Source organism: Streptomyces sp. NPDC097129 (assembly GCF_055668065.1).
Map to the genome: position 1 here is coordinate 793,315 of NZ_JBVOQE010000001.1, position 22,978 is coordinate 816,292.

Genomic DNA, 22,978 nt, shown 5'->3' on the forward strand with positions numbered 1-22,978 from the left:
TCAGTCCACCAGGTCCCGCACCACCGCGTCCGCGAGCAGCCTGCCCCGCAGGGTGAGCACCGCGCGGCCCCCGGCGTACGGCTCCGGCTGGAGGAGGCCGTCGGTCAGGGCCCGGTCCGCGGCCCGGCGGCCGTCCGCCTTCAGCAGGTCCAGGGGTACGCCCTCGCGCAGCCGCAGCTCCAGCAGGATGCGCTCGACCCGGCGGTCCTCCTCGCTCAGGACCTCCCGCCCGGCGCCCGGGGAGCGGCCCGCGGCCAGCGCCGCCGCGTAGGCGCCCGGGTGCTTGACGTTCCACCAGCGCACGCCGCCGACGTGGCTGTGGGCGCCCGGGCCGGCGCCCCACCAGTCGGCGCCGCGCCAGTACAGCTCGTTGTGCAGGCAGCGGCCCGCCTCGGAGGTGGCCCAGTTGGACACCTCGTACCAGTCGAAGCCGGCCGCGGACAGGGTCTCCTCGGCGATGAGGTACCGGTCGGCGTGCACGTCGTCGTCGGTCATCGGGACCTCGCCGCGCCGGATGCGCCGGGCGAGCTGCGTGCCCTCCTCGACGATGAGGGCGTACGCGCTGACGTGGTCGGGTCCGGCGCCGATCGCAGCGTCCAGGGAGGCCCGCCAGTCGTCGTCGGACTCTCCGGGCGTGCCGTAGATCAGGTCGAGGTTGACGTGGTCGAAGCCCGCCGCGCGCGCCTCGGCCACGCACGCCTCGGGGCGGCCGGGGGTGTGGGTGCGGTCGAGGATCTTCAGCACGTGCTGCCGGGCGCTCTGCATGCCGAAGGAGATCCGGTTGAAGCCGCCTTCGCGCAGGGTGGCGAGGTAGGCCGGGTCGACGGACTCCGGGTTCGCCTCCGTGGTGATCTCGGCGTCCGGCGCGAGGCCGAACTCGTCGCGGATCGCCGCCAGCATCCGTACCAGGTCGCCGGCGGCCAGCAGGGTGGGCGTGCCGCCGCCGACGAACACCGTGCGCACCGGGCGCGGGTCGTCGCCGAGCACCTTGCGGGCGAGGCGGACCTCGTCGGTCAGGGTGTCGGCGTAGTTGTCGCGGGAGGCCAGCACTCCGCCGGTGCCGTGCAGCTCGGTCGCCGTGTAGGTGTTGAAGTCGCAGTAGCCGCAGCGGGTCGCGCAGTAGGGCACGTGCAGATAGAACCCGAGGGGCCGCTCGGTCGCGCCGGCGAGCGCGGACGCGGGCAGCGCGCCGTCGTCGGGGACGGGCTCGCCGTCGGGGAGTGCGGAAGGCATGTCTCCCATTGTCCAGGACGGCGCGGGGTTACTCCGCCTGGAGGACGAGCAGCGCCAGGTCGTCCTCGGGCGGCTGCCCGCCGAAGCCGTGGACCAGCCGGCTGATCCGCTCGGCGACGAGGTCCGCGTCCAGGCCGGCGCACCCGGCGAGCGCGCGGGCCAGCCCGTCGCCGTCGTCGAACTGGTCGGGGCCGTTGCGCCGCTCGGTGACCCCGTCGGTGACGCACAGCAGGGTGTCGCCGGGCCGCAGCTCGATCGTCTCGCTGGCGTAGGTCTCGTCCTCGACGACCCCGAGCAGGGTCTGCGGGCGCGCGGCGGTGCGTACGTCGCCGCCGGGCCCGAGGACCAGCGGCAGCGGGTGCCCGGCGGAGGCGAGGGTGCAGCGGACGCCGCCCGCGTGGGGGACCAGCTCGCCGTAGAGCAGGGACAGGAAGCGGGTCTGCGGGCCGTCGCCGGGGGCGAGGGGACCGGCGAAGGCGCGGGCGGCGGCGTCGGCGGCCTCGGTGGCGTCGTCCAGGAGGAGCTGGTTGAGGCGGTCGAGGACGTCGGCGACGCCGTAGCCCTCGCGGGCCAGCAGCCGCAGCCAGGGGCGGGCGAGTCCGATGACGACGGCGGCCTCGGGGCCCTTGCCCTGGACATCGCCGACGGCGAAGCACCAGCGGCCCTCTCCGGCCGGGAAGACGTCGTAGAAGTCGCCGCTGGGGCCGCCCTTGTCGCAGGGTTCGTAGACGAGCGCGGTGCGCACGCCGGGGATCTCGGCGACGGCGCCGGGCAGCAGGCCGCGCTGGAGGACCGCGCTGATGGTGGCCTGCCGGGCGTACTGGCGGGCGGCGCCGATGGCGAGCGCGACGCGCCTGCTGAGGTCCTCGACGAGCCCGGTGACCTCGTCGGGGAAGCGGAGCAGTCCGGTGCGGCCGATGACGAGGGTGCCGAGCGGGCGGCCGCCGGCGACGAGACGGTAGGCGAGCGCGGCGCCGTGCGGGCCGAGGGCGGCCACCGGCCAGGGGTGGGGCAGCGGGCCCGGGGAGGCGGCGTCGGGCGGGCGGGGCGGTTCCTTCTCCAGGGCCTGGCGCAGCTCCTCGACGAGGTGCTCGCTGCTGTGCCACACGCGGGCGGGCCGGTCGCCCGGTCCGCCGCCGTCGGCCCAGCCGCGCCCGGTGACCTCGTCCTCCAGCCACACCGCGCACCAGTCGGCGAGGCGGGGCACGACGAGCTGGCCGGTCAGCGACGCGACGAGGTCCTCGTCGAGCTGTCCGGCGAGCAGGTCGGAGGCCTCGGCGAGGAAGGACAGGGCGCCGCGGCCGAGCCAGTCCCCGTCGCTGTCGGCGCCGCGCGGCCCGGGGGCGAGGATCCCGGCGAGCCGGAGGGCCTCGCCGAGGGCGCGGTCGCCGGGGTCGGTGAGGTGGGGGCGGTCGTCGTGGTGGGCGCGGTCCTCGCTGTCCGGGGTGAGCCGGGCCCACACCGTCTTGGCGGTACGGCGGTAGGTGACGCCCCAGGACTCGGCGAGCGCGGCGACCAGGTGCAGGCCGCGGCCGTACTCCGGTTCCGGTGTCCCGGGGTCGGCCCCGCTGTCGCGGGGGGCGCGGGCGGGGTGCCGGTCGGTGACCTCGACGACGACGGCGCCGGCCGGCTCCAGCCGGCAGTGCAGGTCGACGTCGGTGCCCGCGTGCACGACCGCGTTGGTGACCAGTTCGCTGACGAGGAGGGCGGTGTCCTGGGCGAGCCGCTCGGTGAGCCGGTCGGCGCCGGGCAGGGCGAGGCCGGTCCACTCGGCCAGCGCGGCGCGGACCAAGCCGCGGGCGGTGCCGGGCGCGAGTTCGCTGCCGGGCAGGAGGGCGTGCGCCCGCGCACGGCTGTCGGCGTGCGCGGGCGCGGCACCGGTCAGGATCTCGGTCTCGCGCTGCGTCGGTACGACCCCCATCGACAACTCCCCGAGCGGTTCGGCTGGACATCTGTCGGGCGTTGGCGACAGGGTGACAGACCGGACCGGCGCATAAGCGTGGAGTTACCGAACTGGGTCGCGATGAGTGAGAAGAGGGGCGCGCGGATGCCCGGATCCGGACAGAAAGAGTTCGGATCCGGGCATCTGGCGTTCATCATGCGTGCGCCGCTGGACTATGCCAGACACGTCCCCGGCATCCGGGACCTACGCCTCGCGCGTCCCGGCGTACATCTCGTCCAGCAGGTGCCGGTACTCGCGCTCCACGACCGGACGCTTCAGCTTCAGGCTCGGGGTGATCTCGCCGTGCTCGACGTCGAGGTCGCGGGGCAGGAGGCGGAACTTCTTGATGGTCTGCCAGCGCTGCAGGCCCTCGTTGAGCTCCTTGACGTAGCCGTCGATCAGCTCGACCGTCTGCGGCGCGGCGACCACCTCGGCGTACGCCTTGCCGGCCAGGCCGTTGTCCTTGGCCCAGTCGAGGATGGCCGGCTCGTCGAGGGCGATGAGGGCGGTGCAGAAGTTCCGGTCGGCGCCGTGGACGAGGATGTTGGAGACGTAGGGGCAGATCCCCTTGAACTGGCCCTCGACCTCGGCCGGCGCGACGTACTTGCCGCCGGAGGTCTTGATCAGGTCCTTCTTGCGGTCGGTGATGCGCAGGTAGCCGTCGGGCGACAGCTCGCCGATGTCGCCGGTGTGGAACCAGCCGTCGCTCTCCAGCACCTCGGCGGTCTTCTCGGGCAGCTTGTGGTAGCCCTGCATGATGCCGGGGCCGCGCAGCAGGATCTCGCCGTCGTCGGCGATGCGGACCTCGGTGCCGGGCAGCGGCTTGCCGACGGTGCCGGTGCGGTAGGCCTCGCCGGGGTTGACGAAGGACGCGGCCGAGGACTCGGTGAGGCCGTAGCCCTCCAGGACGTGGATGCCGGCGCCGGCGAAGAAGTAGCCGATCTCCGGGGCGAGCGCGGCGGAGCCGGAGACGCAGGCGCGCAGCCGGCCGCCGAACGCCTCGCGGATCTTGCTGTAGACGAGCGTGTCGGCGACCTTGTGCTTGGCGGCGAGCCCGACGGGCGCGGAGCGGTTGCCGGTGCGCTTGAAGTTGTCCTGGGTGACCTTGGCGTACTCGCGGGCGACCTCGGAGGCCCACTGGAAGATCTTGTACTTGGCGGCGCCGCCAGCCTTCGCCTTGGCGGCCACGCCGTTGTAGACCTTCTCGAAGATGCGCGGGACGGCGGCCATGTACGTCGGCTGCACGATCGGCAGATTGTCGATGATCTTGTCCACGCGGCCGTCGACGGCGGTGACGTGGCCGACCTCGATCTGGCCGGAGGTGAGCACCTTGCCGAAGACGTGCGCGAGCGGCAGCCACAGGTACTGCACGTCGTCCGGGCCGACCAGTCCGGTCGCGGCGATCGCCTTGGCCATGTACGACCAGTTGTCGTGCGGCAGGCGGACGCCCTTGGGGCGGCCGGTGGTGCCGGAGGTGTAGATGAGGGTGGCGAGCTGGTCGCGGGTGATCTTGCCGACCCGCTCCCTGATCAGCTCCGGCTCCTGCGCGAGGCGGACGGCGCCGCGCTGCTCCAGCTCGGCGAGGGTGAGCACCCAGTCGCCGCTGTCGACGCCGGCCGGGTCGATCACCACGACGTGGGTGAGCTCGGGCAGCTCGGCGCGCTTGTCCAGCGCCTTGGCGAGCTGGGCGGCGTTCTCCGCGATGAGGACCTTGCTGCCGGAGTCGGAGAGGATGAACGCCGACTCCTCGGCGTTGGTCTGCGGGTAGATCGTGGTGGTGGCCGCACCCGCGCACATGATGCCGAGGTCGGCCAGGATCCACTCGATACGGGTGGAGGCGGCGAGGGCGACGCGCTGCTCCGGCTGGACGCCCAGCTCGATCAGCCCGGCCGCGATCGCGTGCACCCGCTCGGCCGCCTGGCCCCAGCTCAGCGACTTCCAGTCGTCCGGGCCCTCACCGGACGCGGCGGGCACCGGATACCGGTAGGCCTCGGCGTCCGGCGTGGCGGCCACGCGCTCCAGGAAGAGGCCCGCCACGGACGGCGGACGGTTCTCGATCAGGCTAGTTGCGTCGCTCACGACATCCTCCGGGGCCCGCGACAGTGCGGCTGGCGCGACAGTGCGGCTGGTTCCTACCCACGAGACGTTGTTTAACTCGCGAGTAACTATCGGGCAGGGACAGAGTAGAGCCCGACCGCCGCCCGCGTAAGAGCTGATGCCCGGTCGTTTCCCCGCGGTGGGTCACACCGACACACACAGGGGCCCGGCGCACTTTCGTACGACGGACCCCTGTGTGACCGGATTTGCCGGGGTGGCGAGGTGTAACCGCTGGTTACTTCTTGCCCTTGGCCGATGCCCCGCTGTCATCGCTGGACAGGACGGCGATGAAGGCCTCCTGCGGAACCTCCACAGAACCGACCATCTTCATCCGCTTCTTGCCTTCCTTCTGCTTCTCCAGCAGCTTGCGCTTACGGGAGATGTCACCGCCGTAGCACTTGGCGAGGACGTCCTTGCGGATGGCGCGGATGGTCTCGCGGGCGATCACCCGGGAGCCGATGGCGGCCTGGATCGGCACCTCGAAGGCCTGCCGCGGGATGAGCTCGCGCAGCTTGGCGACGAGCCGCACCCCGTACGCGTACGCGGCGTCCTTGTGGGTGATCGCGGAGAACGCGTCGACCTTGTCGCCGTGCAGCAGGATGTCGACCTTGACCAGGGAACTGGTCTGCTCGCCGGTGGGCTCGTAGTCGAGGGAGGCGTAGCCGCGGGTCTTGGACTTCAGCTGGTCGAAGAAGTCGAAGACGATCTCCGCGAGCGGCAGCGTGTAGCGGATCTCGACGCGGTCCTCCGAGAGGTAGTCCATGCCGAGCAGGGTGCCGCGCCGGGTCTGGCACAGCTCCATGATCGAGCCGATGAACTCGGTGGGCGCGAGGATGGTGGCCCGCACGACCGGCTCGTAGACCTCGCTGATCTTGCCTTCGGGGAACTCGCTCGGGTTGGTGACCGTGTGCTCGCTGCCGTCCTCCATCACCACGCGGTAGACCACGTTGGGCGCGGTGGCGATCAGGTCCAGGCCGAACTCGCGCTCGAGGCGCTCGCGGATCACGTCCAGGTGCAGCAGGCCGAGGAAGCCGACGCGGAAGCCGAAGCCGAGCGCGGCGGAGGTCTCCGGCTCGTAGACCAGCGCGGCGTCGTTGAGCTGCAGCTTGTCCAGGGCCTCGCGCAGCTCGGGGTAGTCCGAGCCGTCCAGCGGATACAGGCCCGAGAACACCATGGGCTTGGGGTCCTTGTAGCCGCCGAGCGCCTCGGTGGCGCCCTTGGACTGGCTGGTGACGGTGTCACCGACCTTGGACTGGCGGACGTCCTTCACACCGGTGATCAGGTAGCCCACCTCGCCGACGCCGAGGCCGTCGGCCGGGAGCATCTCGGGCGAGTTGGTGCCGATCTCCAGCAGCTCGTGGGTGGCGCCCGTCGACATCATCTTGATGCGCTCGCGCTTGTTGAGCTGGCCGTCGATGACACGGACGTACGTCACGACACCGCGGTAGGAGTCGTAGACCGAGTCGAAGATCATGGCGCGCGCGGGGGCGTCCTTGACGCCGACCGGGGCCGGGATCTCGGCGACGACCTTGTCCAGCAGCGCATCCACGCCGAGGCCGGTCTTGGCCGAGACCTTCAGCACATCGCCCGGCTCGCAGCCGACGAGGTTCGCGAGCTCCTCGGCGAACTTCTCGGGCTGCGCGGCCGGCAGGTCGATCTTGTTCAGCACCGGGATGATCGTGAGGTCGTTCTCCATCGCCAGGTACAGGTTGGCGAGAGTCTGCGCCTCGATCCCCTGGGCGGCGTCGACGAGGAGGACGGTCCCCTCACAGGCGGCCAGCGACCGCGAGACCTCGTACGTGAAGTCGACGTGCCCCGGGGTGTCGATCATGTTGAGGATGTGCGTGTTGCTCTTGTCGTGGGTGGGGGCCCACGGCAGCCGCACCGCCTGGGATTTGATCGTGATGCCGCGCTCGCGCTCGATGTCCATCCGGTCGAGGTACTGAGCACGCATCTGCCGCTGCTCGACGACGCCGGTCAGCTGGAGCATCCGGTCGGCGAGCGTGGACTTGCCGTGGTCGATGTGCGCGATGATGCAGAAATTGCGGATCAGAGCCGGGTCGGTACGGCTCGGCTCGGGCACATGGGAAGGGGTCGCGGGCACGCAGGGTCCTGTCTCTTGAGGCGCCTTATGCCTCGGGTCGGATCGATACGTAGCTTCCATGGTCCCACGGGTGCGGCGCGGCGACCGGTTTGGGCCACTCGGAGGGCCGCTGGTAGTGTAGGCGGCTGTGTCTCATGCCCTCTCAGCGCGAGGCACACTCCAAGAAATCACCTGGTACGGGATCCGGGCTTTCCGTTGTGGAATCCTCTGACCCCGTGCCTGAACCTGAAAAGGCTCATTCGTGGCGAACATCAAGTCCCAGATCAAGCGGATCAAGACCAACGAGAAGGCGCGGCTGCGCAACAAGGCCGTCAAGTCCTCCCTGAAGACCGCGATCCGCAAGGCCCGCGAGGCCGCTGCCGCGGGTGACGTCGAGAAGGCCGCCGAGCTGCAGCGCGTCGCCGCGCGTGCGCTGGACAAGGCCGTCTCGAAGGGCGTCATCCACAAGAACCAGGCCGCCAACAAGAAGTCGGCGCTTGCTTCCAAGGTCGCGTCCCTCCAGGGCTGAGCACCTCCTTTGATCTGACCGCCGGAGGGACCCAGAGCGGGCCCTCTCTCATCCGCTCCCGTCCGGCACTCCGAGCCTGTTCGCGGCCTGCGTTCGCCACGCGGGAACGGGCTCACCCGCTTCATCGACGGCCCCGCCGCCACGCCCTTCCCCGGGCGGGCGACGGGGCCGTTCGGCATGCTCCTTCTGCGCTTCACGGCGTCCGTGCGTCACGACCAGAAGTCGTTGTCCTTGTCGAGGTCGGCGGAGCACTGGTCGAGATCGGTGATCTTGTCGCCGACCACGCGGAAGACGATGGTCCCGTCCTCGTCCAGGCGCTTGCCGTTACGGTCGGCGGTGATGTGCTGCAGGGCGACGGCGTGTCCCCGCCCGTCGACGAAGATCTGGCGCAGCTCGACGTTCAGCGAACCGCCGGTCTCCTCGAAGAGCCGGCCGTACATCTGGATGACCGCGTCCTGCCCCTTGAAGTCGCCGGCCATCGAATGACTGCCCGGCACATGGTGGGTGCAGTCCGACGTCATGATCTCGCGCAGGGTGTCCATGTCCCCCCGGGTGAACGCCTCGTACCCTCTGCGAACCAGCGCTGCGTGCGGATGCTCAGCCATGTCGATCGCCACCTTTCCGTAGCTCGGCGATGTACGGCTGACGCGTCCGATTCTCCTCCGCCGTGCGGCTATCGGCCCCTGGAGCGCGCGGCCCGCGCGATGGTCACCACGGCCTTCTCCAGGGCGTACTCGGGGTCGTCGCCGCCGCCCTTCACGCCCGCGTCCGCCTCGGCCACCGCCCGCAGCGCGACGGCCACGCCGTCCGGCGTCCAGCCGCGCATCTGCTGGCGCACCCGGTCGATCTTCCACGGCGGCATCCCCAGCTCACGGGCCAGGTCGGCGGGGCGCCCGCCGCGCGCGGAGGACAGCTTGCCGATCGCCCGCACCCCCTGCGCCAACGCGCTGGTGATCAACACCGGCGCGACGCCCGTGGCCAGCGACCACCGCAGCGCCTCCAGCGCCTCGGCCGCCCGCCCCTCCACCGCCCGGTCGGCGACCGTGAAGCTGGAGGCCTCCGCCCGGCCCGTGTAGTACCGGCCGACGACGGCCTCGTCGATCGTCCCCTCCACGTCGGCCACCAGCTGCGAGACTGCGGACGCCAGCTCCCTCAGGTCGCTGCCGATCGCGTCGACGAGCGCCTGGCACGCCTCGGGCGTGGCCGAGCGCCCCACGGCCCGGAACTCCTGCCGCACGAAGGCCAGCCGGTCGGCCGGCTTGGTCATCTTCGGGCAGGCGACCTCCCGCGCGCCCACCTTGCGCGCGGCGTCCAGCAGCCCCTTGCCCTTGGCGCCGCCGGCATGCAGCAGCACCAGCGTGATCTCCTCGGCGGGCGCCGAGAGGTACCCCTTGACGTCCTTGACGGTGTCGGCCGACAGATCCTGCGCGTTGCGTACGACCACGACCTTGCGCTCGGCGAAGAGCGAGGGACTGGTCAGCTCGGCGAGCGTGCCCGGCTGCAACTGGTCCGGGGACAGATCCCGCACGTCCGTGTCGGCGTCGGCGGCCTTAGCGGCGGCCACCACCTCCTGCACGGCACGGTCGAGCAGGAGGTCCTCCTGGCCCACGGCGAGCGTCACCGGGGCGAGAGGGTCGTCATTCGCAGTCTTCCTGGCCATCGGGACAAGCATGGCACGGGCCACTGACAACGGGACTCACGGCCGTTCCACGACGACGGCGACGATCGGTCACGGGTGCCTGACCATCCGTCCGGGGTACCTGGCGACAGTCCCGGGTGTCTGACGGCTCAGGGCTCCTCGCGCCACCCGTCCCACTCCCCCGCGAACGCGTCCAGCTCCCCGGGGTCGAGCCGCTCGGCCTCGTCGCGCAGCACCACCAGCCACTGCGCGTCCTCCGCGTCGTCCTCCCCCGCCAGCGCGTCCCGCACGATCCGCGGCTCCTCGTCGATCCGGAACCGCTCCCCGAGCACCTGAGCAGCCTCCTCCGCCGCGTCACGGTCGGGCAGCACCAGCACATGTCTCACATCACTCACGTGCCTATTTTCCGGCACCTGAGGGGAAGGCGGACGGCGGGGCGGCCGGAGGCGGCGCATGATCGGCAGCCGGACGGCGGGTTCGCGGCGAGCGGCGGAGCCTTCAGTGCGGCGCCTCGGGCGCGTCGGGCACTTCGGCCAAGTCGATCCCGAACAGCTCTCGGTACGCCCCCAGTACCTCAGCGTCCCCCTCCAGCTCCCGCTCACGGCGCGCTCCGTCGGCCGCGGTCGTGGTCAGCCGCCGCCCGCTGAGCGTCACGCGGCCGCCGTCGTCCGTGAGCCGGGAGCACACCAGCGACTGCACGAAGTGCGACCGCGGCGAGGTGCTGTGCCACCAGGCCCCGGTGACGAAGTCGCCGAGCACCCGTGGCCGCGCCTCCAGCCGGTACTGCGGGTGGCCGTCCCGCAGCACGTCCAGGTCGGCCGCCCCGCCCGGACCCTCGGCGCCCCCGCGCACCCCGGCCGCGTCGGGCCCCGCCTCCGCGATCCGGAACACCCCGCCGGGGTCCGTCTGCTCGCCCCGCTCACCGAACCGCAGCGGCAGGTGACTGTGCGCCCCGAACCCGACGTCGGCCAGCCAGTCGCCCCCGTCCGCCGTGCGCACCCGCAACGCGAGGTGGTCGTAGGGGATGCCGGTCCGCTCGCCGTCCCCGTACACCCGCGCCGCGAGCAGCGTCACCTCGAAGCCGAGCGCCGTCAGCAACGCCCCGAAAGCGCCGTTGAGTTCGTAGCAGAAGCCTCCCCGCTTCGCCTCCACGATCTTGTCCACCAGCCGCTTCTCCTCCAGCACGATCTCCTGCGCGAGGTGGATCGAGAGGTTCTCGAAGGGCACGGTGCGCAGATGCCGCAGGTGCAGTTCGCTCAGGGCGTCGTCGGTGGGCCGGTCCGGGCGCCGGGCGCCCAGCCGACGGAGGTAGGCATCGGCCTGTGCGGAGTCCATACCCTCAGTCTCGCGCCACCCGCAGCCCCCCGTCCGCCCCCGGCCCACCCGGCCCCGCCGACCCGAGCACGGCCAGGGATCCGTCCCGGTCGGTCCGCAGCACCGTCGCTCCCTGGTCCCGCAGCGCGTGGACGGTCACCGGGGCGGGATGCCCATACGGGTTGTCCGCGCCGACGGACACCAGCGCCAGCCGTGGGGCGGCCATCCGTATCAGGTCCGGGTCCTGGTAGGCGGAGCCGTGATGGGCGACCTTCAGCACGTCCACACCCCGCAGCGACGCGGCGGCCGGCGATCTCGCCAGCGCCTGCTGGGCCGGCGGTTCGAGGTCCCCCAGCATCAGCACCCGCAGTCCCGCCGTCCGCACGAGCAGGGTGACGCTGGCGTCGTTCGGACCGTCCATCGCGGGTGCTGCGCCGGGCTGCGGCCACAGCACCCGCCAGGACAGCCCACCGACCCGTCGCTCCTCCCCCGCGGCGGCCCGGGTGAGCGGGATGTGCCGCGCGGACGCCTCCCTCCTGACGAACCGCACCTGGTCCGCGGGCTGTTCCAGACCGGTCGTCTCGATCGCCCCCACCGCCCGGCCCCGCAACACCCCGGGCAGCCCGGCGACGTGGTCGGCGTGGAAGTGCGTGAGCACGACGAGCGGGATCCGGGTGATGCCGAGGGCGCGCAGGCACCGGTCCACGCTGCGTGGCTCGGGTCCGGCGTCCACGATCACGGCGCGGCCCTCCCCCGCCGCGAACACCGTCGCGTCGCCCTGCCCGACGTCGCACATCACCAGCCGCCAGCCGGGCGGCGGCCAGCCCGTGATCACCCGGGTCAGCGGCGCAGGCCGCACCATGAACAGCAGGAGCAGCACCGCGCACGCCCCGCACAGCCAGGGGTGACGCAGCAGCCTCCGGCCGGCGACCACCACGAGCGCCGTGGCGAGTGCGAGCAGCAGCGCTCCGGTCCAGCTGCCCGGCCAGTCCACTCCCCCGCCGGGCAGCGCCGCCCCTGTCCGCGCGACCCCGGCGATCCACGCGGCCGGCCAACTCGCGCACCACGCCAGCGCCTTGGCCACCGGCATGGCGAGCGGCGCCGTCGCCAGTGCGGCGAAACCGAGCACGGTCGCCGGTGCCACCGCGATCTCCGCGAGGAGGTTGCACGGCACCCCGACCAGACTCACCCGCGCCGACAGCACCGCCACGACCGGCGCGCACAGCGCCTGGGCCGCGCCCGCCGTCGCCAGCGCCTCGGCCACCCTCGGCGGTACCCCGCGCCGCCGCAGCGCCGCACTCCACCGGGGCGCGATCGTGAGCAGGGCTGCGGTGGCCAGCACGGAGAGCAGGAATCCGTAACTACGGGCGAGCCACGGGTCGTACAGGACGAGCAGCAGCACCGCCGTCGCCAGCGCCGGGATCAGCGTTCTGCGGCGTCCGGTCGCCAGCGCGAGCAGTGCGACGGAGCCGCACGCCGCCGCGCGCAGCACGCTCGGGTCGGGCCGGCACACCACCACGAAGGCGAGGGTCGCTGCCGCCCCCAGCAGGGCCGTCGCCCGCAGGGGCAGCCCCAGGCGGGGCGCCAGGCCCCGGCGTTCGGCCCGCTGGGCCAGGCCGGGCGGGCCGAGGAGCAATGCGAGGAGGATGGTGAAGTTCGCGCCGGACACGGCGAGGGTGTGGGTGAGGTCGGTCTCCTTGAACGCCTCGTCGAGTTCCGGTGTGATCCGGGAGGTGTCCCCGACGACCAGCCCGGGCAGCAGGGCCCGCGCGTCCGCCGGCAGACCGTCGGTCGCCTCGCGCAGCCCGGCCCGCAACCGCCCCGCCAGCCGCTGCGGCCCCGACGGTTCCCCCACCACCCGCGGTGGTCCGGGGCCCCTCACCCGCAGGACGGCCGCGACCCGGTCCCCGCCGAGGACGGACGGGGCGAGCCGGCCGTTCACCCTGAGCGTGGTGGTCGGCAGCAGTTCCAGCCACGGGGAGGGGGAGAGGGTCCTTCCTTGTCCGTGCCCCGCGTCCACGATCAGCAGCACGGGCGTCCGCGTCACCACCCGCCGCCCGCCGCTCCCGTCCACCGACCGCACCGGCCGCCCGCCGCTGCCCTCCACCGCCCGCACCTCCGCTTCGATCACCACGGACGGCGAGGTGACGTGGTCGCCCCGCACCCGGGGCCGGGTGAGGCGCGCGTCGGAGGTGATCTCCACGTCGGCGGACACGGTGGCGTACTGCCGGGCCAGTGCCGGAACGGGCCCTCTGCGCAGGTCCGCGCCATGCAGACCGGCGGAGGTGGCAGCGGCCGCGGCGCACAGGAGGACGGCGGCGAGGCTCGTGCCCATTCCCGCGCGCGACATGGGCCAGAGCTCCGGCCGCCACTGCCGCGGGGCGTTCGGCGCACCGGCCGTGCGTCGCCCGGCGACCAGCAGGGCGACGCCCACGGTGAGGCAGACCGCCGTCCCGCCGACGACCGCCCACGGCTCTGCGTTCAGCGTCAGGGCGGCCGTCGCCCATGCCGCCAGCGCCGGTGGCACCAGGCGGAGGTCCACCGGGCCCTCCTGCCGGGGGTGGGCGGCCCCGAGCCGGTTCCCGGACGCGACGTGCACCGGGTTGCGCAGGGCGCGGGCGGGATGCTCGCCCGCCCCGGAGCGGCCGATGGACGAGGAGGGGGCCCCGGGCTCCTGGCCGGGCCGGACGCCCGGGCCGACGCTCATGGCCGCACCCGTTCCCGCAGGTCGGCGAAGCGGCGGTCGCCGATGCCGTTGACCTCGCGCAGTTCGTCCACCGAGCGGAAACCGCCGTGCTGGGTGCGGTAGTCGATGATGTGCTGCGCCAGGACGGGACCCACGCCCGGCAGGGCGTCCAGTTGGTCCACCGTGGCCGTGCTGAGCGAGACGGGAGCGGCGGGTGCCGCCCCGGCCGCGCCTCCCGCCGACACACCGCCCCCGGCGCCGGCGGTGCCCGTGCCGCTCGTGCCGGGCCCCGCAGCGGGCGGGGGTCCGCCGACGACGACCTGTTCCCCGTCGATGAGGAAGCGGGCGCGGTTGAGGCCCTGGGTGTCGGTGCCGGGTCGCACCCCGCCGGCCGCGCGGAGCGCGTCGACGACCCGGGAACCGGCGGGCAGGCGGTGGATGCCGGGCTTGCGGACCTTGCCGCTGACGTCCACGACGATCTCCGGTGCGGCGGTCGCCGCGGGAGGGGGCGGGTCCGCGCGCACGTGCGACACGGCCGGTTCCGCCGACTGGGGGGCCGCCGCGCGCACCACTTCGGGCGCGCTCACGGTCTGAGTCCGGCCCGTCCAGAAGTGCTGCGCCGCGAGGACGGCCGCTACGACGAGCAGGACGCCGAGCGCGAGGACGCTGCGGCGTTCCAGACCGCACCGCGTCTGCCACCACACCGGCATCCGCTCGCGCAGCGCCGGCCCGATCCGGGTCCACCGACGGCCGCCCCGCTGCTGCGGCGCCCTCGGCTCGTCCTGAGCGCGTTGTGCGTCCGGTGCCCTCGCCACACCGGGTGTGGGGGGCGCGGTGCCCGACTCCGGCCCGGCAGCGCTGTGTTGGGCGAAGACGATCTGTGCGCGCCGGCGCAGTTCCTCCGCGGACGCGTGCCGCTTGTGGTGGCGGACGCGGCCGGCCGGGCGCCGGTCACGCAGGCGGCCGTCGGAGGCCGGCCCGCGGCCGGGCCCACTGGTCGCACGGGCTGGGCGTGTGCGTTCTCGAAGTGCCATGCGACGAGCATCGGGCAGGACGCCGATTCGCGATGATCTTGCGCGAATTCCGTGGACGAGCGCCGAGTTGTGGATATCTCAGCCACTCACACGGGTGATTCACCGGGGCGAGACCACGACCCCCAGCAGGCCCGGCCCCGTGTGTGCGCCGATGACCGCGCCCACTTCGCTCACATGCAGGTCGGCCAGTCCCGGTACCCGCCCCCGCAGCCGCTCCGCCAGCGCCGACGCCCGGTCGGCGGCGGCGAGATGGTGGACGGCGACATCGACGGGCGCGCTGCCCGCCCGCTCGGCGACGATCTCCTCCAGGCGTGCGATCGCCTTGGACGCCGTGCGCACCTTCTCCAGCGGCTCGATCCGGCCGCCTTCCAGTTGCAGCAGCGGTTTCACCGCGAGCGCGGAACCCAGCAGGGCCTGCGCGGTCCCGATCCGCCCGCCCCGGCGCAGATAGTCGAGGGTGTCGACGTAGAAGTAGGCGGCCGTGCCCGCGGCGCGTTTCTCCGCGGCCGTGACGGCCTCGTCGACGGTGCCGCCGCTCTCCGCGGTCTCGGCGGCGGTCAGCGCGCAGAAGCCGAGCGCCATCGCGACCATGCCGGTGTCCACGACCCGCACCGGCACCGGGGCCTCGCGGGCGGCGCGGACGGCGGCGTCGTAGGTTCCGGACAGTTCGCCGGACAGGTGGAGGGAGACGATGCCGGTGGCGCCCGAAGCGGCGACCTCGCGGTAGGTCTCGGCGAACAGCTGAGGGCTGGGGCGCGAGGTGGTGACGGGCCGTCGCTTCTGCAGCGCCTGGACGAGCGAGCGGGTCGAGATCTCGGTGCCCTCGTCGAGGGCCTCACCGGCGAGCACCACGGTCAGCGGCACCGTGGTGATGCCGTGCCGCTCCTTCATCCGGGGCGGCAGGTAGGCCGTGGAATCGGTGACGATCGCGACATGGCGGGACATGAGCTGGAGGTTACCTGCCGTAGCGCGCGGGCGGCAGTCCGGGCCCTTGCACCTGGGAATGCCTTGACCGAATCAGGTCGTGCTCTCCGGGCGCGGCCTCTTCTGCCAGGGGTAGGCCGGGCGCGCGGTCGGCGGGGTGATGGCGGGCCGCGCCGGCTCCTCGGAGGTGGGGGCCGTGGCGTCCTCGGGCCAGGTCTGCCCGCTGTCCGCTCCGGCCGCGGGGGTCCTCGGCCAGGAGGCGGGCGGCGCGGTGGCCGGCTCCGTCGTCGTCCAGTGCCGCAGGGCGCCCGTCTCCACGTCGATCTGCGCGCTGAGCGCGTCGAGGTCGTCGTCGGCGAGGTGGCCGGCGCGGTCGCGGACCGCCCAGCGCAGGGAGTCCGCGGAGTGCACGATGCGCTCGGTGCGCTCGCGCAGCCGGGGCAGCCGCTCGGCGAGGGTGGCCCGGTCCGGCTCGGACTCCAGGCGCCTGAGGTCGTCGTCCAGCTCGTGCCCGTGCGCGCTGAGCCGCTCGAACAGGCCCAGGGACTCCTTCAGCGACTCGTCCTCGGCCACGCCCGCGTGCAGCGCGTCCTGCGTGGCACGCATCGAGGTGCGCAGCTTCAGCCTGAGCTGGGCGATCTCCCCTGCGGGGCCCGGCCGGCCGAAGGACTTGGCCCGCAGGGTGTGGTCCTCGACCGTGCGGCGGGCCTCGGTGATCGTGCGGTCCACGCCGCGCTTGGCGGCGCCGATCGCCTTCGTGGCGGCATACGCGCCGAGGACCACGAAGAGCACGAAAAGCAGGGCGAAGACTGCGATCACTGCTTCCACGACGCTCCTCCTCCAGCCCGCTGCGGCACGCTGCGCGCCGCTCTTCCACGGTAAACGCACCGGGCAGGCCCGGAGTTCCGGAAGAACCCCGAACCTGCCCGCAGACAACCCCAGCCGTACCCGTAGGGGACTACCCCGAGTGCGTCACGCCGGGACGATGTTCACCAGCTTCGGCGCGCGCACGATCACCTTGCGGATGCCGGCGCCTTCCAGCGCGGCGACGACCTTCTCGTCGGCCAGCGCCACCTTCTCCAGCTCCTCCTCGGAGATGGCCGGCGGCACCTCCAGACGGGCCTTGACCTTGCCCTTGATCTGGACGACGCAGGTCACGGTCTCGTCCACGACGTACGCCGGGTCGGCGACCGGGAAGTCCCGGTGGACGACGGAGTCGGTGTGGCCCAGCCGGCGCCACAGCTCCTCGGCGATGTGCGGGGCCAGCGGCGCGACCAGCAGCACCAGCGGCTCGGCGACGCTGCGCGGCACCGGCTTGGCCGCCTTGGTCAGGTGGTTGTTCAGCTCGGTGACCTTGGCGATGGCGGTGTTGAACCGCATGCCCTCGAAGTCCTGGCGGACGCCGTCGACCGCCTTGTGCAGGGCGCGCAGCGTCTCCTCGTCGGGCTCGGCGTCGACGACGGTGACCTCGCCGGTGCTCTCGTCGACGATGTTGCGCCACAACCGCTGCAGCAGCCGGAACTGGCCGACCACCGCGCGCGTGTCCCACGGCCGGGAGACGTCCAGCGGGCCCATCGCCATCTCGTACAGGCGCAGCGTGTCCGCGCCGTACTCGGCGCAGATCTCGTCCGGCGTCACCGCGTTCTTCAGGGACTTGCCCATCTTGCCCAGCAGGCGGCTGACCTTCTCGCCCTGGTAGTAGTAGGCGCCGTCGCGCTCCTCCACCTCGGCGGCGGGCACCGCGATGCCGCGGCTGTCGCGGTAGACGTAGGCCTGGATCATGCCCTGGTTGAACAGCTTGTGGAACGGCTCGCGCGAGGAGACGTGGCCCAGGTCGTACAGCACCTTCGACCAGAAGCGGGCGTACAGCAGGTGCAGCACCGCGTGCTCGGCGCCGCCGACGTACAGGTCGACGCCACCGTGCGGCTTGCCCTCGCGCGGGCCCATCCAGTAGCGCTCGATCTCCGGGTCGACCAGCTGCTCGCTGTTGTGCGGGTCCAGGTAGCGCAGCTCGTACCAGCAGGAACCGGCCCAGTTGGGCATGGTGTTGGTCTCGCGGCGGTACTTCTTCGGTCCGTCGCCCAGGTCCAGGGTGACGTTGACCCAGTCCTCGTTGCGCGACAGCGGCGTCTCGGGCTGGGTGTCGGCGTCATCCGGGTCGAAGGTGCGCGGGCTGTAGTCCTCGACCTCGGGCAGCTCCAGCGGCAGCATCGACTCGGGCAGCGCGTGGGCGATGCCGTCCTCGTCGTAGACGATCGGGAAGGGCTCGCCCCAGTAGCGCTGGCGGCTGAACAGCCAGTCGCGCAGGCGGAAGTTGACGGTGCCCTCGCCGATGCCGCGGGACTCCAGCCAGGCGGTGATGCGCGCCTTGGCCTCGGCGACGCCCAGGCCGTCCAGCGTCACGCCCTCGCCGGCGGAGTTGACGATCCGCGCGTCGTACGACACGAACGCGTCGTCCCAGGCGGCGGTGTCCTCGCCGCGGCCGTCGGTCGGCGCGACGACGCAGCGGATCGGCAGTTCGAAGGCGCGCGCGAAGGCGAAGTCGCGGCTGTCGTGCGCCGGGACGGCCATGATGGCGCCGGTGCCGTAGCCCATCAGGACGTAGTCGGCGATGAAGACGGGGACCTGCTCGCCGTTGACCGGGTTGGTCGCGTAGGCGCCGATGAAGACGCCGGTCTTGTCCTTGGCCTCGGCCTGCCGCTCGACGTCGGACTTGCCGGCGGCCTGCGCGCGGTAGGCGGCGACGGCCTCGGCGGGCGTGGCGTGGCCGCCGGTCCACACGTCGTGGGTGCCCTCGGGCCAGGCGTCCGGGGTGAACTTCTCCACCAGCGGGTGCTCGGGCGCCAGCACCATGTACGTGGCGCCGAACAGGGTGTCGGGGCGGGTGGTGAAGACGGTGATCTTCTCGCCGTCGATCGGGAACTCGACGCGGGCGCCCTCGGAGCGGCCGATCCAGTTGCGCTGCTGCAGCTTGATGGCCTCGGGCCAGTCCAGCGCGTCCAGGTCCTCCAGCAGCCGGTCGGCGTAGGCGGTGATGCGCATGTTCCACTGGCGCAGCTTGGCCTTGAAGACGGGGAAGTTGCCGCGCTCGGAGCGGCCCTCGGCGGTGACTTCCTCGTTGGCCAGGACGGTGCCCAGGCCGGGACACCAGTTGACCGGCGCGTCGGAGGCGTAGGCCAGCCGGTACTCGCCCAGCACGTCGGCCTTCTCGGCGGCGCTCAGCTCGCTCCACGCGCGCGTGTGGCCCGGGACGGGGCGCTCACCGGACTCGAAGAGGGCGACCAGCTCGGCGATCGGGCGGGCCTTCTTCGCCTCGTCGTCGTACCAGGAGTTGAAGATCTGCAGGAAGATCCACTGGGTCCACTTGTAGTAGTCCGGGTCGATCGTGGCGAACGAGCGGCGCTTGTCGTGGCCCAGACCCAGCCGGCGCAGCTGGACCTTCATGTTCTCCATGTTGGCCTCGGTGGACACGCGCGGGTGCGTGCCGGTCTGCACGGCGTACTGCTCCGCGGGCAGGCCGAAGGCGTCGAAGCCCAGGGTGTGCAGGACGTTGTGGCCGGTCATCCGCTGGAAGCGGGCGAAGACGTCGGTGGCGATGTAGCCCAGCGGGTGGCCGACGTGCAGGCCCGCACCGGAGGGGTACGGGAACATGTCCATGATGAACTTCTCGGGCCGGGCGGCGGTCTGCGGGTCGCCCGCCAGGTCGCCCTTGGGGTTGGCCGCGGCGTACGTGCCGTCCGCGTCCCAGAAGTCCTGCCAGCGTGCCTCGATCTCGGCGGCCATCGCGGCCGTGTAGCGGTGCGGCGCGGCCGCCTCCGAAGAGGCGGCGGGGTTCGTCTCGCTCATGATCCTCAAAGCTCCATCGATCGTCTCTGCCAGCGGCTTCCTCATCCGGAAACGAAAAATCCCCTCGCACAGGAGGGGACGCCGCGCCGATTCCGACCACGTTCTCTCATCGGCGGTCGGGACTGATCAGCGCGGCTCGCTAAGCAGAAGGCGTACGGCACGCATGGCGCCAGGGTACCGCACCCCTTGAGCAAGCTGCGACGCGCTTCCGTACGACTGGGCGAAGCACGACACGCACAGATCGAAGGCCATGGATTACCCGGCGTAACAGCCACTAAGGGACATCACAACAAGCGCATTGTCATTTGATAACAGCCCAATAACTCAAACCTCGTACTCGCCGGTATGGCGCCACCTAGAGTGCGGCAACGGGACCGCTTTCCCGAACTGCTCGGAGTTGCCCCCATGAACCGTCGTCGTAGTACCCCCTCGCTCCCCCGGCCGGGCCGCTCGGCCTACGGGGTGGCGTCGGCCGTCGCTCTGCTCCTGATACCCGTGATCGTGCTGGTGGGAGGTGACCGGGTCCGCGACTTCCTCAACTTCGGCGCGGGCGTGCTCTCGCTCGTCTCGCTCAGCTGCTCGGTGATCTGGGGCCTGGTCGCCCAGGACCGGATCCTGCTGGGCACCCGCCAGCGGATCGTCGGACAGGCCGTGCACCGCACGACCGCGGTCGCCTCGATCGCGTTCCTGCTGCTGCACATCACCACCAAGCTCGCCCTCGACCACACGGTGCTGATCGCCGCGGTGATCCCGTTCTCACTGGGCGTCACCGGCAGCGCCGGCCTGATCGGGCTCGGCTCGGCGGCCGGGCTGCTGATGGTCTTCGTGGGCGTCACCGGAGCGCTGCGCAGCAGGTTCGCCTCGCCCGCCCCCGTCGCCGCGCGCTGGCGGGCCATGCACATGCTGGCCTACCCGGCCTGGTGCGCCGCCCTGGTGCACGGCCTCTACGCGGGTCGATCCGCCAAGCCGCTCTTCGTCTTCCTCTACGGACTGGCCCTGCTCGGCGTCATCGCCGCCCTGGCCCTGCGCGCGGCGCCGCGACCGGTCAAGCGCCGGGTCGCCGCCACCGTCGCCGCCCTGCTCGGCACGGAGGAGCGCACGGGCCGCGAGGAGCCGGCGCCGGGCCGGACCGGGGCGGCGGAGCGGACGGGCCGCACCGAGGCCGCCGAGAGGCCGGGCCGCGCCGCGGCGGCGCGGGACACCTCCGCGCTGCCGGGCTACGGCATCCCGCGGCAGCGCACCGGCACACCGGCCGCCCCAGCCGACGACGCCCCGAGGCCCGAGCCGGCCGGCGGCTTCGCCGCGGCCTACCGCGCCGTCTCCGCACGCGCGCGTGCGACGCGGCCGTTCACCGGCGACCAGCCCTTCGCGAGCGGCGGGAACCCCACAGCAGACGAGCTCTACGCGACCGACCGGAACCTCACCGCCGACCAGCCCTACGCGAGCGACCGGATTCCCACCGCGGACCAGCCCTACGCTGCCGGCCGGAACCTCACCGCGGACCAGCTCTACGCAACCGACTGGAATCCCACTGCGGACCAGCTCTACGCAACCGGCCAGGGCCTCCGCGCCGACCACTCCTTTGCCGCCGAACAGACCTTCGCCACCGGGGCGTCCTACGCCGGCGACCGGACCGCGCGGACGGACGTCCCCCCGTACGCGCGCGTGGACCTGCCGCTGGACACACAGCCCACCCAGGCGATGCCCCGCGTCGACGGCGGCACGGGTCCCGCCGGCGGCTGGCCGATCCCGTCCCCGCCGCCGGTCGGCGAGGCGCCCCCGTCCGCGTACGACCCGCTGCGCGACACCGGCTACACCGTCCCGGCCTACGGCGGCGCGGACAGCGCCGGCTACGGCGGACGTGACCTGTACGACACCGGTGAGACGAACCCCTGGTCCGGCGCGTACCCCTCGAACGACACGTACACCAGCGGTCCCGCCACGGAAACCCTGCCCGGCGCCTCCTTCGACGCACCGGGTTCCGGCGAGCCCTGGAACACGCCTTCCGGAGGCTACAGGTGAACGAGGCCCTGCCCGACGTCCCCGAGGTCCGCGTGGTCGGACTTCCGCAACTCACGTCGGGTTTCGACCTTGTCGAGCGACTCGATCTGCCGATGCATCTGAAGGTGCACGGGCCGCTCGAACCGATGGGCGGCGAGCAGCTCGCCCAGCTCGCCGAGCGCATCAACCTCAGGGGCCGCGGCGGCGCGGGCTTCCCCTTCCACAAGAAGCTGCGCTCGGTCGCCGAGTCGGCGATCCGCCGCGGGGTGCGGCCGGTCGTCGTCGTCAACGGCAGCGAGGACGAACCGGCCTGCCGCAAGGACACGGTCCTGATCAACCGCGCCCCGCACCTCATCCTCGACGGCGCTCTGCTGTGCGCGGAGGCCCTCGGCGCCCGCACGCTCGTGGTGGGGGTCACCCGGGAGTCCACCCAGCGCTCCATGGAGGCCGCGCTCGCCGAACGCGGCCTGAGCAACGGCCGTAGATCCGCGCTCCGCGCGCGCGTGCAGCGCAACCCGGTGCGCATGGTCACCGGCGCGGCCGCCTCGCTGATCCGCTCGATCGACGGCGGCCCGGCGATCCCGCCCGGCCGCAAGATCAGCGCCTCGCTGAGCGGCGTGGGCGGCGCACCGACCCTGCTGTCCAACGCCGAGACGTTCGCGCAGATCGCGATCGCCGCCCGCATCGGCCCGGAGCGTTACGCCAACACCGGCCTGTACGACGAGCCGGGCACCGTCATGCTGACCGTCTCCGGCGCGGTCGCCCGCCCCATGGTGATCGAGGTCCCCACGGGCGTGCCGCTGCGCTACGTGCTGCAGCTGGCGGGCGCCCCGCCGATGCCGCAGGGCGTGCTGACCGGCGGCTACCACGGCAAGTGGATCGACGCGGCGACCGTGGACGAGGCGATCGTCTCGCGCAACTCCCTGGACTCGGTGGGCGGTTCGCTGGGCGCCGGGGCGATCCTGCCGATCAGTCAGGAGACCTGCCCGCTGGGCGAGTCGCTGCGGGTGGCGCAGTGGCTGGCCGAGGAGAGCGCCGGTCAGTGCGGCCCCTGCTACCTCGGCCTGCCGGCCGCCGCGCGCGGCCTGGCGGACATCCTGAACGGGGGCGGTCCGGCCGCCCTGGAGGCGCTGAAGCAGGTCGCCAGGAACGTCAAGCGGCGCGGGGCGTGTTCGCACCCGGACGGCTCGGCGATGTTCCTCGAGTCGACCATCAAGGCGTTCACCGACGACCTCGCCGCGCATGTCCTGGGCAACGGCTGCGGGCGGCCCGTACAGGGCGTGCTGCCGCTCTTCGAGGGGGGCCGGGGACCGGCGGGCCTCCCGGGCGGCGCGGCGGCCGAGGACAGCGGGCCGAGCCGGCAGAAGATCTACGTCGACTGGACGCTGTGCCGGGGCCACGGCCTGTGCGCGGACATCCTGCCGGAGGTGTTCGAGCTCGGCGCCGACGGCTTTCCGACGGTCGCGCAGGCGTCGGTGCCGCGCTACGCGGAGGCGAAGGCGCTGCGCGCGGTGCGGCGTTGCCCGGCGCTGGCGCTGCGCATCGAGGAGGACACGCGCGTGGAGCCCGCCCCCCGCGGCAATCTGCCGGTGCTGTCACAGGGGCGGGGCCGGCGGGCGCTCGGCCGCTGACAGCCGGCGGGAGGCGCGC

General features: G+C 72.8%; 16 protein-coding genes. 3 read left to right on the plus strand and 13 right to left on the minus strand.

Annotated elements, in window-relative coordinates; genetic code table 11:
• The 4 genes from hemW to lepA all read right to left on the minus strand — a co-directional run bounded on the left by hemW (nucleotide 1) and on the right by lepA (nucleotide 7,376).
• Entirely contained in the window at nucleotides 1-1,233 is a 1,233-nt protein-coding gene (gene hemW, locus AC0B9F_RS03585; protein WP_471998564.1) for a radical SAM family heme chaperone HemW, read from the minus strand.
• 28 nt (nucleotides 1,234-1,261) lie between these two features.
• Nucleotides 1,262-3,154, minus strand: a complete 1,893-nt coding sequence (locus tag AC0B9F_RS03590) for a SpoIIE family protein phosphatase (RefSeq protein WP_471998565.1) — start codon at nucleotides 3,152-3,154, stop codon at nucleotides 1,262-1,264.
• 225 nt (nucleotides 3,155-3,379) lie between these two features.
• On the minus strand, nucleotides 3,380-5,254 hold the full coding sequence (locus AC0B9F_RS03595) for an AMP-dependent synthetase/ligase (protein WP_471998566.1): 1,875 nt from the start codon (nucleotides 5,252-5,254) through the stop codon (nucleotides 3,380-3,382).
• A gap of 253 nt (nucleotides 5,255-5,507) precedes the next feature.
• Nucleotides 5,508-7,376, minus strand: coding sequence for a translation elongation factor 4 (gene lepA, locus AC0B9F_RS03600; RefSeq protein ID WP_471998567.1), 1,869 nt, complete (start codon nucleotides 7,374-7,376; stop codon nucleotides 5,508-5,510).
• A 241-nt stretch (nucleotides 7,377-7,617) separates the two neighbouring features.
• Between lepA and rpsT the strand changes: the two genes are divergently transcribed.
• Nucleotides 7,618-7,884, plus strand: coding sequence for a 30S ribosomal protein S20 (gene rpsT, locus AC0B9F_RS03605; protein ID WP_471998568.1), 267 nt, complete (start codon nucleotides 7,618-7,620; stop codon nucleotides 7,882-7,884).
• 209 nt (nucleotides 7,885-8,093) lie between these two features.
• Here the strand turns inward: rpsT and AC0B9F_RS03610 are convergent, their stop codons facing one another.
• The 9 genes from AC0B9F_RS03610 to leuS all read right to left on the minus strand — a co-directional run bounded on the left by AC0B9F_RS03610 (nucleotide 8,094) and on the right by leuS (nucleotide 19,327).
• Nucleotides 8,094-8,489, minus strand: coding sequence for a nuclear transport factor 2 family protein (locus tag AC0B9F_RS03610; RefSeq protein ID WP_471998569.1), 396 nt, complete (start codon nucleotides 8,487-8,489; stop codon nucleotides 8,094-8,096).
• A gap of 68 nt (nucleotides 8,490-8,557) precedes the next feature.
• Entirely contained in the window at nucleotides 8,558-9,544 is a 987-nt protein-coding gene (gene holA, locus AC0B9F_RS03615; protein ID WP_471998570.1) for a DNA polymerase III subunit delta, read from the minus strand.
• A 128-nt stretch (nucleotides 9,545-9,672) separates the two neighbouring features.
• Entirely contained in the window at nucleotides 9,673-9,918 is a 246-nt protein-coding gene (locus AC0B9F_RS03620) for a hypothetical protein (protein WP_471998571.1), read from the minus strand.
• A 103-nt stretch (nucleotides 9,919-10,021) separates the two neighbouring features.
• Nucleotides 10,022-10,858, minus strand: coding sequence for an arylamine N-acetyltransferase family protein (locus AC0B9F_RS03625; RefSeq protein WP_471998572.1), 837 nt, complete (start codon nucleotides 10,856-10,858; stop codon nucleotides 10,022-10,024).
• Nucleotides 10,859-10,862: 4 nt separating this feature from the next.
• Nucleotides 10,863-13,544 (minus strand): ComEC/Rec2 family competence protein, encoded by a 2,682-nt coding sequence (locus AC0B9F_RS03630; protein WP_471998573.1) that lies wholly within the window; start codon nucleotides 13,542-13,544, stop codon nucleotides 10,863-10,865.
• Entirely contained in the window at nucleotides 13,541-14,557 is a 1,017-nt protein-coding gene (locus tag AC0B9F_RS03635; RefSeq protein WP_471998574.1) for a ComEA family DNA-binding protein, read from the minus strand. Before AC0B9F_RS03635 ends, AC0B9F_RS03630 begins: the two co-directional genes overlap by 4 nt.
• Nucleotides 14,558-14,656: 99 nt before the next feature.
• The gene (locus tag AC0B9F_RS03640) at nucleotides 14,657-15,502 is read right to left on the minus strand and encodes a DegV family protein (protein WP_471998575.1); all 846 of its coding nucleotides are present in this window, start codon (nucleotides 15,500-15,502) and stop codon (nucleotides 14,657-14,659) included.
• 72 nt (nucleotides 15,503-15,574) lie between these two features.
• Nucleotides 15,575-16,309 carry a hypothetical protein gene (locus AC0B9F_RS03645; protein ID WP_471998576.1) on the minus strand — a complete coding sequence of 245 codons (735 nt, stop codon included), beginning with the start codon at nucleotides 16,307-16,309 and terminating at the stop codon, nucleotides 15,575-15,577.
• 144 nt (nucleotides 16,310-16,453) lie between these two features.
• Nucleotides 16,454-19,327, minus strand: coding sequence for a leucine--tRNA ligase (gene leuS, locus AC0B9F_RS03650; protein WP_471998577.1), 2,874 nt, complete (start codon nucleotides 19,325-19,327; stop codon nucleotides 16,454-16,456).
• Between the two features lie 405 nt (nucleotides 19,328-19,732).
• Between leuS and AC0B9F_RS03655 the strand changes: the two genes are divergently transcribed.
• Nucleotides 19,733-21,349, plus strand: coding sequence for a cytochrome b/b6 domain-containing protein (locus AC0B9F_RS03655; protein ID WP_471998578.1), 1,617 nt, complete (start codon nucleotides 19,733-19,735; stop codon nucleotides 21,347-21,349).
• Nucleotides 21,346-22,959, plus strand: a complete 1,614-nt coding sequence (locus AC0B9F_RS03660) for an NADH-ubiquinone oxidoreductase-F iron-sulfur binding region domain-containing protein (protein WP_471998579.1) — start codon at nucleotides 21,346-21,348, stop codon at nucleotides 22,957-22,959. The genes AC0B9F_RS03655 and AC0B9F_RS03660 overlap by 4 nt, the downstream gene beginning before the upstream one ends.
• The last annotated feature ends 19 nt before the right edge of the window (nucleotides 22,960-22,978 follow it).

What these genes read in the sequence shown, in the direction of transcription:
- hemW (WP_471998564.1), bottom strand. Translation starts at nt 1,233, where the DNA reads ATGCCTTCCGCACTCCCCGACGGCGAGCCCGTCCCCGACGACGGCGCG.
- AC0B9F_RS03590 (WP_471998565.1), bottom strand. Translation starts at nt 3,154, where the DNA reads ATGGGGGTCGTACCGACGCAGCGCGAGACCGAGATCCTGACCGGTGCC.
- AC0B9F_RS03610 (WP_471998569.1), bottom strand. Translation starts at nt 8,489, where the DNA reads ATGGCTGAGCATCCGCACGCAGCGCTGGTTCGCAGAGGGTACGAGGCG.
- holA (WP_471998570.1), bottom strand. Translation starts at nt 9,544, where the DNA reads ATGGCCAGGAAGACTGCGAATGACGACCCTCTCGCCCCGGTGACGCTC.
- AC0B9F_RS03625 (WP_471998572.1), bottom strand. Translation starts at nt 10,858, where the DNA reads ATGGACTCCGCACAGGCCGATGCCTACCTCCGTCGGCTGGGCGCCCGG.
- AC0B9F_RS03630 (WP_471998573.1), bottom strand. Translation starts at nt 13,544, where the DNA reads ATGAGCGTCGGCCCGGGCGTCCGGCCCGGCCAGGAGCCCGGGGCCCCC.
- AC0B9F_RS03635 (WP_471998574.1), bottom strand. Translation starts at nt 14,557, where the DNA reads ATGGCACTTCGAGAACGCACACGCCCAGCCCGTGCGACCAGTGGGCCC.
- AC0B9F_RS03640 (WP_471998575.1), bottom strand. Translation starts at nt 15,502, where the DNA reads ATGTCCCGCCATGTCGCGATCGTCACCGATTCCACGGCCTACCTGCCG.
- leuS (WP_471998577.1), bottom strand. Translation starts at nt 19,327, where the DNA reads ATGAGCGAGACGAACCCCGCCGCCTCTTCGGAGGCGGCCGCGCCGCAC.
- AC0B9F_RS03655 (WP_471998578.1), top strand. Translation starts at nt 19,733, where the DNA reads ATGAACCGTCGTCGTAGTACCCCCTCGCTCCCCCGGCCGGGCCGCTCG.